General features: G+C 60.3%; 18 protein-coding genes and 4 tRNA genes. 6 read left to right on the plus strand and 16 right to left on the minus strand.

Annotated features, from left to right (window positions below; genetic code table 11):
- Positions 1-9: 9 nt before the first annotated feature.
- The 12 genes from rplL to C4N04_RS00340 form a co-directional block, all read right to left on the minus strand.
- Complete coding sequence (gene rplL, locus C4N04_RS00290; RefSeq protein ID WP_009994538.1) at positions 10-390, minus strand: 50S ribosomal protein L7/L12; 381 nt, start codon at positions 388-390, stop codon at positions 10-12.
- A 58-nt stretch (positions 391-448) separates the two neighbouring features.
- The gene (gene rplJ, locus C4N04_RS00295; protein ID WP_009994537.1) at positions 449-967 is read right to left on the minus strand and encodes a 50S ribosomal protein L10; all 519 of its coding nucleotides are present in this window, start codon (positions 965-967) and stop codon (positions 449-451) included.
- A 328-nt stretch (positions 968-1,295) separates the two neighbouring features.
- Entirely contained in the window at positions 1,296-1,994 is a 699-nt protein-coding gene (gene rplA / locus C4N04_RS00300; protein WP_038688272.1) for a 50S ribosomal protein L1, read from the minus strand.
- 4 nt (positions 1,995-1,998) lie between these two features.
- Positions 1,999-2,430 (minus strand): 50S ribosomal protein L11, encoded by a 432-nt coding sequence (rplK, locus tag C4N04_RS00305; protein WP_009985507.1) that lies wholly within the window; start codon positions 2,428-2,430, stop codon positions 1,999-2,001.
- Positions 2,431-2,607: 177 nt separating this feature from the next.
- Positions 2,608-3,138 carry a transcription termination/antitermination protein NusG gene (gene nusG, locus C4N04_RS00310; protein ID WP_004669067.1) on the minus strand — a complete coding sequence of 177 codons (531 nt, stop codon included), beginning with the start codon at positions 3,136-3,138 and terminating at the stop codon, positions 2,608-2,610.
- A gap of 17 nt (positions 3,139-3,155) precedes the next feature.
- Entirely contained in the window at positions 3,156-3,356 is a 201-nt protein-coding gene (gene secE / locus C4N04_RS00315) for a preprotein translocase subunit SecE (RefSeq protein WP_003573826.1), read from the minus strand.
- Positions 3,357-3,548: 192 nt separating this feature from the next.
- A tRNA-Trp gene (locus C4N04_RS00320) sits at positions 3,549-3,624 on the minus strand.
- 169 nt (positions 3,625-3,793) lie between these two features.
- Positions 3,794-4,687 (minus strand): NAD(P)-dependent oxidoreductase, encoded by an 894-nt coding sequence (locus C4N04_RS00325; RefSeq protein ID WP_096765066.1) that lies wholly within the window; start codon positions 4,685-4,687, stop codon positions 3,794-3,796.
- Between the two features lie 167 nt (positions 4,688-4,854).
- Positions 4,855-4,989 carry a hypothetical protein gene (locus C4N04_RS32450; protein ID WP_009996098.1) on the minus strand — a complete coding sequence of 45 codons (135 nt, stop codon included), beginning with the start codon at positions 4,987-4,989 and terminating at the stop codon, positions 4,855-4,857.
- Between the two features lie 205 nt (positions 4,990-5,194).
- Entirely contained in the window at positions 5,195-6,370 is a 1,176-nt protein-coding gene (tuf, locus tag C4N04_RS00330; protein WP_009996414.1) for an elongation factor Tu, read from the minus strand.
- Between the two features lie 335 nt (positions 6,371-6,705).
- Positions 6,706-6,779: transfer RNA gene (locus C4N04_RS00335), tRNA-Gly, on the minus strand.
- A gap of 24 nt (positions 6,780-6,803) precedes the next feature.
- A tRNA-Tyr gene (locus C4N04_RS00340) sits at positions 6,804-6,888 on the minus strand.
- Between the two features lie 201 nt (positions 6,889-7,089).
- Between C4N04_RS00340 and rlmB the strand changes: the two genes are divergently transcribed.
- Positions 7,090-7,980, plus strand: coding sequence for a 23S rRNA (guanosine(2251)-2'-O)-methyltransferase RlmB (gene rlmB / locus C4N04_RS00345; RefSeq protein WP_106795228.1), 891 nt, complete (start codon positions 7,090-7,092; stop codon positions 7,978-7,980).
- A gap of 10 nt (positions 7,981-7,990) precedes the next feature.
- Here rlmB and C4N04_RS00350 read toward each other — a convergent pair whose 3' ends face one another.
- Positions 7,991-8,209: a hypothetical protein gene (locus C4N04_RS00350; protein ID WP_106795229.1), complete on the minus strand. Its 219-nt coding sequence runs from the start codon at positions 8,207-8,209 to the stop codon at positions 7,991-7,993.
- A gap of 152 nt (positions 8,210-8,361) precedes the next feature.
- Between C4N04_RS00350 and C4N04_RS31710 the strand changes: the two genes are divergently transcribed.
- Both C4N04_RS31710 and C4N04_RS32455 read left to right on the plus strand, forming a co-directional pair.
- Positions 8,362-8,520 carry a hypothetical protein gene (locus C4N04_RS31710; RefSeq protein ID WP_164519030.1) on the plus strand — a complete coding sequence of 53 codons (159 nt, stop codon included), beginning with the start codon at positions 8,362-8,364 and terminating at the stop codon, positions 8,518-8,520.
- 62 nt (positions 8,521-8,582) lie between these two features.
- Positions 8,583-8,711 carry a hypothetical protein gene (locus C4N04_RS32455; protein WP_280950801.1) on the plus strand — a complete coding sequence of 43 codons (129 nt, stop codon included), beginning with the start codon at positions 8,583-8,585 and terminating at the stop codon, positions 8,709-8,711.
- Positions 8,712-8,741: 30 nt separating this feature from the next.
- Here C4N04_RS32455 and C4N04_RS00360 read toward each other — a convergent pair whose 3' ends face one another.
- Together C4N04_RS00360 and C4N04_RS00365 are read right to left on the minus strand one after the other, a co-directional pair.
- Complete coding sequence (locus C4N04_RS00360; RefSeq protein ID WP_077993407.1) at positions 8,742-9,074, minus strand: hypothetical protein; 333 nt, start codon at positions 9,072-9,074, stop codon at positions 8,742-8,744.
- 111 nt (positions 9,075-9,185) lie between these two features.
- Positions 9,186-9,261, minus strand: a tRNA-Thr gene (locus C4N04_RS00365).
- A 156-nt stretch (positions 9,262-9,417) separates the two neighbouring features.
- On the opposite strand from C4N04_RS00365, the gene C4N04_RS00370 reads away from it, so the two are divergent.
- From C4N04_RS00370 to C4N04_RS00380, 3 genes are read left to right on the plus strand one after another with little or no spacing between them, the layout of a single operon-like run.
- Entirely contained in the window at positions 9,418-10,191 is a 774-nt protein-coding gene (locus C4N04_RS00370) for an NAD kinase (RefSeq protein ID WP_010059525.1), read from the plus strand.
- A 4-nt stretch (positions 10,192-10,195) separates the two neighbouring features.
- The gene (locus C4N04_RS00375; protein ID WP_077993405.1) at positions 10,196-10,699 is read left to right on the plus strand and encodes a hypothetical protein; all 504 of its coding nucleotides are present in this window, start codon (positions 10,196-10,198) and stop codon (positions 10,697-10,699) included.
- 31 nt (positions 10,700-10,730) lie between these two features.
- Positions 10,731-11,750, plus strand: coding sequence for a dienelactone hydrolase (locus C4N04_RS00380; protein ID WP_106795230.1), 1,020 nt, complete (start codon positions 10,731-10,733; stop codon positions 11,748-11,750).
- Positions 11,751-11,805: 55 nt separating this feature from the next.
- On the opposite strand, the gene prfB is transcribed toward C4N04_RS00380, so the two are convergent.
- A protein-coding gene (gene prfB, locus C4N04_RS00385; RefSeq protein WP_170961383.1) for a peptide chain release factor 2 occupies positions 11,806-12,937 on the minus strand; the annotation gives its coding sequence in 2 pieces (ribosomal slippage) (positions 11,806-12,867 and positions 12,869-12,937; 1,131 coding nt in all).
- Positions 12,938-13,018 lie beyond the last annotated feature (81 nt).

Below are 13,018 nucleotides of genomic sequence, written 5' to 3' on the forward strand. Positions count from 1 at the left end.
AGTACAAGCTTACTTGACGTCGGCCTTGGCGCCGGCGTCTTCGAGCTTCTTCTTGATGTCAGCGGCTTCAGCCTTGGAAACGCCTTCCTTGACAGCCTTCGGAGCGCCTTCGACGAGGTCCTTGGCTTCCTTGAGGCCGAGACCGGTGATGGCGCGGACTTCCTTGATGACGTTGATCTTGTTGGCGCCGGCATCCGTGAGGATGACGTCGAACTCGGTCTTTTCTTCTTCGACCGGAGCAGCAGCGCCAGCACCGCCAGCAGCGGCAGCAACAGCTACCGGAGCAGCAGCGGATACGCCCCACTTTTCTTCGAGAAGCTTCGACAGTTCTGCAGCTTCCAGAACGGTCAGCGAGGAGAGGTCGTCAACGATCTTTGCGAGATCAGCCATTTTACTAGTTCCTTTTGTTCGGTTCGAACCGGTTGTTTATAAACAGCGAAAAACCGCCTTAAGCGGCTTCGTCCTTCTTGGCGTAGGCCGCAAACACGCGGGCAAGCTGGCTTGCCGGTGCTGCAACAACCCCAGCGATGCGGGTAGCCGGTGTCTGGATCATGCCCAGCAGCTTCGCACGCAGCTCATCGAGCGAAGGCAGGGTCGCAAGCGACTTGACTGCATCGGCGTTGAGCGTGGTTGTTCCCATGGCGCCGCCCAGGACAACGATCTTGTCGTTGGTCTTGGCGAAATCCATGACGACCTTCGGAGCGGTGATCGGATCGGTGCTGTATGCAATCAGCGTCTGACCCTTGAAGAGATTCGACATCCCTTCCGCTTCCGTACCCTGAAGGGCAATTTTGGCCAGGCGGTTCTTCGCGACTTTGACGGTACCGCCAGCTGCACGCATCTTCGAACGAAAATCGTTCATCTGCGCGACTGTGGCACCAGCATAGTGGGCCACGACAACCGAGCCCGAAGCCTTAAAGACTTCGTTCAGTTCCGTGACGAATTCGCGTTTTTCCGCTCTTTCCACTGCCTATCTCCAGTTGGCGGGACCGAAAACGGGCCCGCCGGGTTGCCTTTTGCCTCCCGGGATCATGCGAGATCCCAAGCGACGCTTGAGGATCCTGTCCCCCCGCGCTTCCGCGCCAATCAAGGCTAAGAAGGCACAAGGCATCCAAGGCTCGAACCGAGTTTCTAGAAGCGAACTTCATGAATTCGGGTCTTACCCGTCTCATGCAGGCAACGTGATTAAGGGAAAACCACCTGCAATCTCGGACAGGATTCCGGATTTCTCCGGAATATTCCGGCCCCTTGCGAGGCCGGAAATTCAGTGACCGGACCGAGGTCCGGCAATCAACTTATGCAGTCGGTGCGGTGACCGAGCCGACTTCGATCTTGACGCCCGGGCCCATGGTCGAGGAAATCGCCACGCGTTTGACGTAGTTGCCCTTGGCGCCGGCCGGCTTCGCCTTGATGACGGCGTCGGCGAAGGCGCGGATGTTTTCTTCCAGAGCCTTGGCGTCGAAAGAGGCCTTGCCGATGCCGGCATGGACGATACCAGCCTTCTCGACGCGGAACTCGACAGCGCCGCCCTTGGAAGCCTTGACGGCTCCGGCGACATCCATGGTGACGGTGCCGACCTTCGGGTTCGGCATCATGCCGCGCGGGCCGAGAACCTTACCGAGACGGCCGACGAGCGGCATCATGTCGGGGGTGGCGATACAGCGATCGAATTCGATCTTGCCGCCCTGGACGATCTCGACGAGGTCTTCGGCGCCGACGACATCGGCACCGGCAGCCTTGGCTTCGTCAGCCTTGGCGCCACGAGCGAAGACGGCGACGCGAACCGTGCGGCCCGTGCCGTTCGGCAGGTTGACGACGCCGCGAACCATCTGGTCGGCATGGCGCGGGTCAACACCGAGGTTCATCGAGACTTCGATGGTTTCGTCGAACTTGGCGACAGCCCGTTCCTTGACCATGCCGATGGCCTGGGTCAGAGCGTAGAGCTTGGTGGGATCAACACCTTCGTTGATCTTGCGAGTGCGCTTGCCAGCCATGATCTTAACCCACCACTTCCAGGCCCATGGCGCGGGCAGAGCCCTCGATCATCGCCATTGCACCTTCGATATCCGCTGCGTTCAGGTCCTTCATCTTGGCTTCGGCGATCGTCTTGATCTGAGCCTTGGTGAGGGTACCGGCCTTTGCGCCCTTGCCGGGCGTCTTGGAACCGGACGTGATCTTCGCTTCCTTCTTCAGCCAGTAGCTGACCGGAGGCTGCTTCATCGCGAAGGTGAAGGACTTGTCCTGGTAATAGGTGATGACGACCGGAATCGGCATACCCTTTTCCATTTCCTGCGTGGCGGCATTGAACGCCTTGCAGAATTCCATGATGTTAATGCCACGCTGACCAAGCGCCGGACCAATCGGCGGGGACGGGTTTGCCGATCCTGCCTTGACCTGAAGCTTGAGCTGGCCTGCAACTTTCTTAGCCATATCTCTCTGCCTTTCATGAACGACCGGTCGCCCGGCCCGTGATGCCGGATCTCTCCGGCGGCTGCGGTTGCGTGGTGCGGATCATTAGGGTCCGGCTAAGACCCCTCACCTTCCACGCGGGTGCGGACGAGGTCCGCGGGAAACAGGCCGCAAGGGCCAGCTTCCAATCTCTTGCAATCAGACCTTCTCGACCTGAGCGTATTCCAGTTCGACCGGCGTCGCGCGGCCGAAGATCGACACCTCAACCTTCAGGCGCGAACGTTCTTCGTCCACATCCTGAACCGTGCCGTTGAACGAAGCGAACGGGCCGTCGGAAACGCGAACCTGTTCGCCGATCTCGAAGGTGATCGACGCCTTCGGCCGCTCAACACCTTCCTGGACCTGGCCGAGAATGCGCTCGGCTTCATAATCCGGAATCGGAACGGGCTTATTGTCGGAGCCGAGGAAGCCGGTGACCTTCGGCGTATTCTTGATCAGGTGATAGGCTTCATCCGTCAGATTGGCGCGGACAAGGACATAACCCGGGAAGAACTTGCGCTCACTGTCGACCTTGCGGCCGCGACGCACTTCCACCACCTTTTCGGTCGGCACGAGGATCTTTTCGAACAGGTGCTCAAGCCCCTTCTGGCGAGCCTTGTTCTCGATGTCCTCAGCCACCTTCTTTTCAAAATTGGAATACGCGTGGACGATGTACCAACGTGCCGCCATTTTCATCTCCACCCGTATCAGTTGCCGGTATTGAGCACGAAGCTCAGAACCCAGCCGATCAGCTGGTCAGCGGCAAAGAAAAACAGCGCGGCGAAAACCACCATCACCAGCACCATGACCGTCGAGATCATCGTCTCGCGGCGCGACGGCCATGTGACCTTGGACGTCTCGGAGCGAACCTGCTGCAGAAACGCGAATGGATTGGATTTGGATGCCATCGACTGCCCACGCAATTACGGCGCGTAAAGCTGAAACTATCAGCCCCACGCACCGCGTGTCTGTTGAACCCTAAATAAACACCGATTTCCGAATACACAAGAGGGAAACCGAAGTTTAACGAAATAAGTTACCACCGCTCAACCCCGGCCGGAATGCCGCGAGCATGGCCGCGCTGTCCGTATCAGGGAAGATGGCAGGGGCAGAGGGGCTCGAACCCCCGACCTGCGGTTTTGGAGACCGCCGCTCTACCAACTGAGCTATACCCCTTCATGCCTCTCCTTCAGCGCCCGGGCCAAGGCCCGCAAATCACTGCCGAAATGCATGGCGCTCCCTTTAAGACGGCAGCGGCGGATTGGCAAGCACGATTTTCGATTTTCAGAGCCGTTCTGCTCATTTGCAGGCGACCGGGCTTTCCCATCGTGCTGCCCGCAAGCGTTCAGACCTTCACATATTTCCGCCAGTCGTGCTCTTCCTTGAAGCCCAGCACTTCGCGAATCTTGCGGTTGGAAAGCAGCCCTTCATATTCGCCGATTTCGCGGGTGAAGGGCACGTTCGGGTAGAATCGCTTCGCCAGTTCCTTCGACGGCGTATTGGCCGAAACCGTGTCATTGGCGGCATTGAAGACCTGATAGCCGAGACCGTCCTTCTCGATGCAGAGATGGCAGATCTGGCCGAGGTCGCGGGCGTCGATATAACTCCAGGCGATTCGCTTGCGCATCTCGGGATTGGCGAAATAAGTCGGGAACCTCTCATATTCGTGCGGCTCGATGACGTTGCCGATGCGCAGCGCATAAATGTCGAAGCCCGAACGCTCGGCAAAGGCGCGCGCGGTCTTTTCGTTGACCACCTTGGACAGGCCGTAAGAATCCATCGGATTGACGTCGTAGTCCTCTTCCAGCGGGAACTGGTGAAAATCGCGATGACCTTCGGCGAAGCAGACGCCGTAGGTCGTCTCGCTCGACGCGACGATGATCTTCCGGATACCGAGCTTCACCGCCGCCTCGATGACATTGTAGGTGCCCATCGTGTTGATGCGGAAGGTCTCGTTGTCGGGCTTGATCAGGATGCGGGGGATGGCGGCGAAATGCACGACCGCATCGAAGGACTGGACGCCCCTGCCCGCGTCGAGATCGGGAAAATCGCGATGCATGGAGAGCGCGTTGAAGACCTGACCGCTATCGGTGATGTCGGCGATGAGATTGGTGACACCGGGGCTGTCCAGCGGCACGAGATCGAGGTTGTGCACCTCGTAACCTGATTTAACGAGCCATGGCACGGCATGACGACCCGCCTTGCCCGAACCACCCGTGAACAGGATCCGCTTTTTCATGGAATATCCTCCGCGTCATGAGATCGGAGGCATAGTTAGACGCTTCCGCGCGAAGAGCAAGCGAGCGTCCTGCGAGAGTTCACCCCCGCCTCATCAGGCCGCATGCGTCAAGCGCCCGATCATTCACTTTCAATCACCGCCGAATCCGGCGATGATTTGCAGGGCCGTCACTTGACGATACTGACCTCATCGACCTGTACGCCGGCCGATTGAACAACCTCTTGCGGGATCGCAGCGATGAAAAACATCGTGAAAACATACATTGCGAATATCGTCGCAACAAATGTGGCCTTTGGAATCATGCGAATTCTCCTCTCTACAAGAAGGAGTCTGAACTAAAATGCGCCAATCACAAACCGGTTTCTGAACGTGAGATGAACAAAATACTGTGACGGGCCTATTTAACGATATTTTTACAACACGTGTTAATCCGTCGATCAGGCATCAAAACGAAAAAACCCCGCTGTCGCCAGCGGGGTTTTTCCTGAATTGCAGGTAATCCCAGGATTACTCGACGATCGAGGCGACGATACCGGCGCCGACGGTGCGGCCGCCTTCGCGGATGGCGAAGCGCAGCTTTTCTTCCATCGCGATCGGAACGATCAGCTCGACGGCAACCGTGACGTTGTCGCCCGGCATGACCATTTCCGTGCCTTCCGGCAGCGTGACGATGCCGGTCACATCGGTCGTGCGGAAGTAGAACTGCGGACGGTAGTTGGTGAAGAACGGCGTATGACGGCCGCCCTCTTCCTTCGTCAGGATGTAGGCTTCAGCCATGAACTTCTTGTGCGGCTTGACCGAACCCGGCTTGCACAGGATCTGGCCACGCTCGACGCCGTCACGGTTAACACCGCGAACCAGCGCGCCGATGTTGTCGCCGGCCTGGCCCTGGTCGAGCAGCTTGCGGAACATTTCAACGCCGGTCACCGTCGTCTTCGAGGTCGGACGGATGCCGACGATCTCGACTTCTTCGCCAACCTTGACAATGCCACGCTCGACGCGGCCGGTTACCACAGTGCCGCGGCCGGAGATCGAGAACACGTCTTCGATCGGCATCAGGAACGGCTGGTCGATCGGACGCTCAGGCGTCGGGATGTAGGAGTCGACCGCTGCCATCAGCTCGCGGATCGCGTCTTCGCCGATCTTCTTGTCGCTATCTTCAAGAGCGGCCAGCGCCGAACCCTTGACGACCGGGATGTCGTCGCCCGGGAAGTCGTAGGACGACAGCAGTTCGCGAACTTCGAGCTCAACCAGTTCGAGCAGCTCGGCGTCGTCAACCTGGTCGACCTTGTTCAGGAACACCACGATCGCCGGAACGCCAACCTGGCGGGCCAGCAGAATGTGTTCGCGCGTCTGCGGCATCGGGCCGTCAGCAGCCGAGCACACCAGGATCGCGCCGTCCATCTGGGCAGCACCGGTGATCATGTTCTTGACGTAGTCGGCATGGCCGGGGCAGTCGACGTGCGCGTAGTGGCGGGCCGGCGTCTCATATTCGACGTGCGCCGTCGAGATGGTGATGCCGCGCGCCTTCTCTTCCGGAGCCGCGTCGATCTGGTCGTACGCCTTGAACTCACCGAAGTACTTCGTGATCGCTGCCGTCAGAGACGTCTTGCCGTGGTCAACGTGGCCGATCGTGCCAATGTTGACGTGCGGCTTGTTGCGCTCAAACTTACTCTTTGCCATTTGAATGCTTCCTGTGAACGAAATGGTGGCCCCGGCGAACCGGTTTAGTGCCGCCGTTTAAGGCTTTCGGCGAAATTGCGCAAGACTTAATTGCAGACGCCATTCTTGGCGTGAAGGCGCATATGGGAGACAATTCGCCGCCTGCAAGGCGATTCGCCGCAGTCCCCTCAAAAAACGCTGAAATCCCAGAGAAAATTGCCTGCACAACAGGAGAAGAGCACTGGACGCTGGGCGTCGAGCGCCCTCACCTGCCAGACCATCGCCGCCATTGTCGGCGTCCGAAACATCATCGGCATCGCCGCGGCAGCGGTCGTATCAACGGACTTCGGGAAAACTGGAGCGGGTAGCGGGAATCGAACCCGCGTATTCAGCTTGGAAGGCTGCTGCTCTACCATTGAGCTATACCCGCGGGATGGTCCGATCCGATGACGAATGGTGGAGAGAGTTGGATTTGAACCAACGTAGGCTGAGCCAACGGATTTACAGTCCGTCCCCTTTAACCACTCGGGCATCTCTCCAGTTTTCGTCCGGATCGTTAGACCAAGTTCGTCAGACTTCGAAGCGTTGCCGCCCGTCGTCTGCGCCGCGTATATGACCGGAGCATTTCCGTCTGTCAACACGATGACAACGGAAAAATCACGAAAAATTTCATTCGCCGCCGAAAGCCGGCATATGAAAGAAAGCCTATGCGGCAGCCAAGGCCATAGCTATAAAGCCGCATGAGCAAAGACAAGAAATCCGGCGGCAAGGCCGCAGCAGACCCATCCGCCAAGGATGCGCATTACGCCAATCTCAGGCGTGCGCACCGTGACGCCAAACGCGAACGCGGCGAGATCCCGACACCACAGCCGCAGAAGCGCAAGCGTGGGCCTGAGGATTGGAAGCCGCCGGCGCTGGCGCCCGATCAGGTCTATCTCTACGGCCTGCATACGGTACGCGCGGCACTCGACAATCCCGAGCGCAAGAAGATCAAGCTCTCCGTGACACAGAACGCACTCGCGCGGCTTGAAATCGACGTCGAGACGCTCGGCATTGCCTTCGAGATCGTCTCGCCGCACGAGATCGACAAGGTGCTCGGCCCCGAGGCGATCCATCAGGGGGTCATGCTGGAGACACGGCCGCTGCCGGTTCGCCGGCTCGAAGCACTGAAGGACAGCCCTCTCCTTCTGGTGCTCGACCAGGTGACCGATCCGCACAATGTCGGCGCGATCATGCGTTCGGCGGTCGCCTTCAATGCCGGGGCCGTTATCACCACCCAGAGACATAGCCCGACCGAGTCGGGCGTGCTCGCCAAATCCGCCTCCGGCGCGCTGGAACTGATCCCTTATATACAGATCACCAATCTCGCCGATGCGCTTGGCGAATTACACAAGCTCGGCTTCTCCACGATCGGCCTCGATTCGGAAGGGCCGGCGCCGCTCGAAGGCACGTTTTCGGGCGATAAGGTGGCACTGGTGCTCGGCTCGGAGGGCAAGGGGCTCAGGCAGAAAACTCGCGAGACCGTGACCGCGCTGGCCCGCCTCGACATGCCGGGCGCGATCAAATCGCTGAACGTTTCGAACGCGGCGGCGATCGCGCTGTATGCAGCGCGGCTTTACTTAAAGGCATAGGCTGGACTTGCTAGGCCGGCTTATGGCCCGCGGCAAAGGGGATTGCCAATGTCGCCCGACTGAAACTCGCCGCCTGCATATCGACGGTCTCAGCCTGACGCTGATGAGCCATGACAGTGCGTCGCTTGGCTTCCACATGCGCGCCGACTGCATTTCCACAAGTCAGGGAAGAAGGCGGCAGCCGCTTTCGCTCGTCCGCCGCGACGCGGTCTAGCTCTTCTTTATGCATGTCGTTATCCCGGGACCGGGTGTACACTTCCGGGCGACAGGCATTAGACAGGAGAAATCCACTTTTGCCTTGGAATGACCTTCTGGAGCACTATGATCGGACGGCGATCGATCGTAGCGACCGGTCACAAGCAAGAAGGAGTGATCCCCATCATGGCCATTCGACCGCTGATTTTCGGTATCCTGTTCATCGCGGCCTTTGTGGGAATCATCCTCAGCATCATCTGGGTGGACACCTCGCACCCGGTCCACCAGCCCGATCCTCTGTCGCCGATGGCACCCGGCCCGGCGACGCCGGGACCGGTGCAATAGGCCGCGAGGAACGCAGCCGGCGATTGCGCGTTGATCCCCAACCGAACGAGGATTGTACGCTCATGCGCATAATGATCGCCGTCGTCGCCTTTATGGTCGCCTCCGTTCTCAGCATTGCAATCCTGTCGCCTTCCGGCGCAGGCCAGAGCGACAGGATCGAGGCAAGCGTCAACGAACCGGTCGCGCATTGAGCTGACGGCCCGGGCGATTCGCAACCGCGCTCAACCGCGGTAGAGCCAGAAGGGGAGATCGCGATCGCGATGGCGCCACTCCCGGCGTTCCTGCCACCGCTCCGCGCGCCACCGCCGCCAGCGGCGGTCATCATCGCGCCAGTCGGAGCGGCGCCAATCGCGCCGATCGCGCCAGCCACGGTCGCCACGCCAGTCACCGTCATCACGCCAACGATCACCTCGCCAGCTGTCGCGAATTTTGACGACATCTCCCTGTGCCGTCATCGCGGGCCGTTCAGCGGGCATAGCGGAAGCAGGTGCGACGGAGGCAAAAGCCGCACCGGCGGCAATGGTTACGGTGAGAATAATGTGTGCGAGCTTCATGGCTGCTTCCTCATTGATGATGAGGAGACAATGCCCCAGAGCGGCTGAACTGCCGCTGAAGCAGCCCTTCAGGCAAGGTTCATCGAGTGACAGCATATCGGAGAATAGGGATGGTGCCCCCGGCAGGGTTCGAACCCGCGACCCCCTGATTACAAATCAGGTGCTCTACCAACTGAGCTACAAGGGCAATAGCTGCCCAACTAACAGATTCTGCGATCCTGTAAAGGAAAATCCGATATCTGCGGACGGTCCGGCTTGGCGCCAAAACGCCGGGCCGTGCAAAACGGCCTTGTCGCAGCGGCCTTTTATCCTTTAGCTAGAGCAGCTTCACAAAGGGCATTGCATGGGCCGTTCATTTCAGACGCTTTCGTTTATCGCCTCGCCAACGATGGAGGCGCTCGCCGCGCGCGAAGAGCTGATTCGCATCTATGGCGACGTGCCGCAGGATAAGGCCGACGTTATCGTCGCGCTCGGCGGCGACGGGTTCATGCTGCAGACGCTGCACAGCACCATGAACTCCGGCAAGCTGGTCTACGGGATGAATCGCGGCTCGGTCGGTTTCCTGATGAACGATTACAGCACCGAACGGCTTCAGGAGCGCATCTGCGTCGCCGTCGAAAACGCCTTCCGGCCGCTGAAGATGACAACGGCCAATGCCGACGGCACCAATTCAACGGCTCTTGCCATCAACGAGGTCTATCTGTTCCGCCAGTCTTATCAGGCCGCCAATCTCAGGGTCGTGGTCGACGGGCACGTGCGCCTGGAGGAGCTGATCTGCGACGGGCTGATGGTGGCCACCCCAGCCGGTTCGACGGCCTACAATCTTTCCGCCCATGGCCCGATCCTGCCGCTCGAGGCGCCGCTGCTCGCCATGACACCGGTCAGCGCTTTCAGGCCGCGGCGCTGGCGGGGGGCTCTGCTTCCCAACAAGGTGACCGTCGATATCGACGTGCTCGAGCCGGTGAAGCGGCCGGTGAATGCGGTGGCCGACAATACCGAGGTCAAGTCGGTGCTGCATGTCCGCATCGCCCAGTCGGAGCATATGACGGCGCGCATCCTCTCCGATCCCGACCGCTCCTGGTCCGACCGAATCCTCGCCGAGCAGTTCAAGGATTGAGACGATGGCAATGCGACGGATATTGATGACCACGATGTTCCTCGTCGGATGCTCGGCCGCAATCGCCGCTCCCGCTCAGGACGCCATCCTGCCGGCTTCGGTGATCTTTGCCACCAGCACCGGCTACTGGGAGGACGACGGCAACGCACCTGATATCGAGCGGGCGCCTTCCGCCGCCGAGAATGTTTCCGCCCCTCAGGGAAAGCGCCATGGCTATTACAAGCTCTTTGCCGTGCGCCAGCCGGATCGGACCTCGAAGGTCTATCTTCAGCAGATTGCCCAGACGGAGAGCGGCCCGGCGATCGCCTCGACCGTCGAGTTGCAGGAGATCAGCGATCTGAAGCCCTACGTCACCGATATACGCCCGGAGAATTCGAGCGGCATCAGCAAGCAACCCGGCCTCTTCGCCACCATCTATCTGAAGACCGACCCTGCGGCCGAGCCGGATGGCTGGACGGTGCTGATCGACGAATTCGGTGACATCACCGTCGAGAAAGCGACCAATTGAACAGCGGGCACTGTTTGCACAGGCTTGGACGATGAAACTCGGCTTTCGTGACGGCGTTCTTTACGACGACCAAAGACCGGACTGGGACGCAGCCGGCCCGAGGCCCGTCAGCTGGGCTCTGTGGTATCCGGCTGCCGATGACGCGCTGGAAAGCGATATTCGGGAACGAAGCTGGTTTCGCAAGGCGGCAGTCGCCCGCGACGCGCCGATTCGGCCGGCAAACAGGCCTTATCCCCTCGTCCTGCTGTCGCACGGCACCGGCGGATCTGCCGCGGGGCTGGAGTGGCTGGCGCGGCGCCTGGTCGAACGCGGATTTGTTGCGCTCGGCGTCAACCATCACGGCAATACCGGGATCGAGCCCTATCGAGCCGAAGGGTTTGCCTGTCTCTGGGAACGAGCGCCGGATCTAAGCCTGATGCTGGACCGCAGCCGCGACTGGCTCGGCGATCTCGCCGGCCGGATTGATACAGCCCGTGCGTTTGCGGCCGGATTTTCGGCCGGAGCCTATAGCGTCATGCTGCTTCTCGGCGCCGTCGCCCAGTTCTCGCAGTTCGAACCCTCAAGGCTGAAACCGGGTGGGCCGCGCGGCCCAAGGGAATTTCCCGACCTTGCCGATCATATCCCCTCGTTGCTGCGCGAGAGCGATGTGTTTCGCCAGTCATGGTCCCGCATGTCGCAATCCTATCGTGACGACAGGATCAAGGCCGCGCTGCTCTGCGCGCCAGGTCGCTCCATTTTCGCTTTCAGCGAGGAAAGTCTGAAAACGGTCGAGGCACCCGCCCTTATCCTGGTCGGCGACGCGGACAGGGCGGCACCGGCCGAAGAATGTTCTGCATGGCTGCATGCGCGGCAGGCGCGCAGCGCGCTGAAGATTTTCGGCGGCGGCCTCGGGCATTATGTCTTCGTCCCGGAGGGCACGGCATTAGGCTTTGCCTTTGCGGCCGAGCTCTTCACCGATCCCCCTGATATCGAGCGCGCCGCCATTCATGACGAGACCGCCGATCTGTCGGCAGCGCTGTTTCAGCACGGCGACATCCGCGCCATCGCCTGAACGAAGAAGGCCCCGTCTCCGGGGCCTTCTTCTCATTCGATCTCGCAACTACCTGTCAGTCGACATCCTCGACGACCGCGTCGGCGGCGCCACTGATGCGGTGGGCAAGGGCCGCTTCCATGAATTCGTTCAGATCGCCGTCGAGCACGTCATCAGGAGCGGTGCTGGCGACGCCGGTGCGCAGGTCCTTGACCAGCTGGTAGGGTTGCAGCACGTAGGAGCGGATCTGATGGCCCCAGCCGATATCCGTCTTGGAAGCGGCTTCGGCGTTGGCGGCGTCCTCCCGCTTCTTCAGCTCGGCTTCATACATGCGGGCGCGCAGCATGTCCCAGGCCTTGGCCCGGTTCTTGTGCTGGGAACGCTCCTGCTGGCACTGCACGACGATACCGGTCGGGATATGGGTGATGCGCACGGCCGAATCCGTCGTGTTGACGTGCTGGCCGCCGGCGCCCGACGAACGATAGGTGTCTATGCGGCAATCGCTTTCGTTGATCTCGATCTGGATCGAGTCGTCAACGACGGGATAGACCCAGATCGACGAGAAGGAGGTGTGGCGACGCGCGTTGCTATCGTAAGGTGAGATGCGCACCAGACGGTGAACGCCCGATTCCGTCTTCAGCCAGCCATAGGCGTTGTGTCCCTTGACGAGCAGGGTTGCGGACTTGATGCCCGCCTCTTCGCCGTCGTGAACTTCGAGAAGCTCGACCTTGAAGCGCTGGCGTTCGGCCCAGCGGGTATACATGCGCAGCAGCATGTTCGCCCAGTCCTGGCTTTCGGTGCCGCCGGCGCCGGAATGAACTTCGAGATAGGTGTCGTTGCCGTCGGCCTCGCCGGAAAGCATGGCCTCCACCTGGCGACGCGCGGCCTCGGCCTTCAGGGCCTTCAGCGTGTCTTCGGCTTCCTTGACGACACTCTGGTCGCCCTCTTCCTCGCCAAGCTCGATCAGCTCGATGTTGTCGTTGAGCTGCTGTTCGAGCTGCTTGACGCCGTTGATGCCGTCATCCAGCTGCTGGCGCTCGCGCATCAGCTTCTGCGCTTCGGAAGCGTCGTTCCAGAGGTTCGGATCCTCTGCCTTGTTGTTCAACCAGTCCAGTCGTCTTATCGCCTGGTCCCAGTCAAAGATGCCTCCTCAGCAGGGTGATAGCCTGCTTGGTTTCATCGACCACGTTTTCGATTTCGGCTCGCATTTTCCTGCTTCTCTGTCTCGGTCTTTCAAGTGCTGGTGACATAGAGACGCCCGCCGCGGATGTAAAGGCCCGCAGCAGGCT

It is taken from the genome of Rhizobium sp. H4 (assembly GCF_003013335.1).
Lineage (GTDB): Bacteria > Pseudomonadota > Alphaproteobacteria > Rhizobiales > Rhizobiaceae > Rhizobium > Rhizobium sophoriradicis.

What these genes read in the sequence shown, in the direction of transcription:
- C4N04_RS00380 (WP_106795230.1), top strand. Translation starts at nt 10,731, where the DNA reads ATGAAACTCGGCTTTCGTGACGGCGTTCTTTACGACGACCAAAGACCG.
- C4N04_RS32455 (WP_280950801.1), top strand. Translation starts at nt 8,583, where the DNA reads ATGCGCATAATGATCGCCGTCGTCGCCTTTATGGTCGCCTCCGTTCTC.
- C4N04_RS00360 (WP_077993407.1), bottom strand. Translation starts at nt 9,074, where the DNA reads ATGAAGCTCGCACACATTATTCTCACCGTAACCATTGCCGCCGGTGCG.
- C4N04_RS00370 (WP_010059525.1), top strand. Translation starts at nt 9,418, where the DNA reads ATGGGCCGTTCATTTCAGACGCTTTCGTTTATCGCCTCGCCAACGATG.
- secE (WP_003573826.1), bottom strand. Translation starts at nt 3,356, where the DNA reads ATGGCATCCAAATCCAATCCATTCGCGTTTCTGCAGCAGGTTCGCTCC.
- C4N04_RS32450 (WP_009996098.1), bottom strand. Translation starts at nt 4,989, where the DNA reads ATGATTCCAAAGGCCACATTTGTTGCGACGATATTCGCAATGTATGTT.
- C4N04_RS31710 (WP_164519030.1), top strand. Translation starts at nt 8,362, where the DNA reads ATGGCCATTCGACCGCTGATTTTCGGTATCCTGTTCATCGCGGCCTTT.
- rplL (WP_009994538.1), bottom strand. Translation starts at nt 390, where the DNA reads ATGGCTGATCTCGCAAAGATCGTTGACGACCTCTCCTCGCTGACCGTT.
- C4N04_RS00350 (WP_106795229.1), bottom strand. Translation starts at nt 8,209, where the DNA reads ATGCATAAAGAAGAGCTAGACCGCGTCGCGGCGGACGAGCGAAAGCGG.
- tuf (WP_009996414.1), bottom strand. Translation starts at nt 6,370, where the DNA reads ATGGCAAAGAGTAAGTTTGAGCGCAACAAGCCGCACGTCAACATTGGC.
- nusG (WP_004669067.1), bottom strand. Translation starts at nt 3,138, where the DNA reads ATGGCGGCACGTTGGTACATCGTCCACGCGTATTCCAATTTTGAAAAG.
- rplK (WP_009985507.1), bottom strand. Translation starts at nt 2,430, where the DNA reads ATGGCTAAGAAAGTTGCAGGCCAGCTCAAGCTTCAGGTCAAGGCAGGA.
- C4N04_RS00325 (WP_096765066.1), bottom strand. Translation starts at nt 4,687, where the DNA reads ATGAAAAAGCGGATCCTGTTCACGGGTGGTTCGGGCAAGGCGGGTCGT.
- rlmB (WP_106795228.1), top strand. Translation starts at nt 7,090, where the DNA reads ATGAGCAAAGACAAGAAATCCGGCGGCAAGGCCGCAGCAGACCCATCC.
- C4N04_RS00375 (WP_077993405.1), top strand. Translation starts at nt 10,196, where the DNA reads ATGGCAATGCGACGGATATTGATGACCACGATGTTCCTCGTCGGATGC.
- rplA (WP_038688272.1), bottom strand. Translation starts at nt 1,994, where the DNA reads ATGGCTGGCAAGCGCACTCGCAAGATCAACGAAGGTGTTGATCCCACC.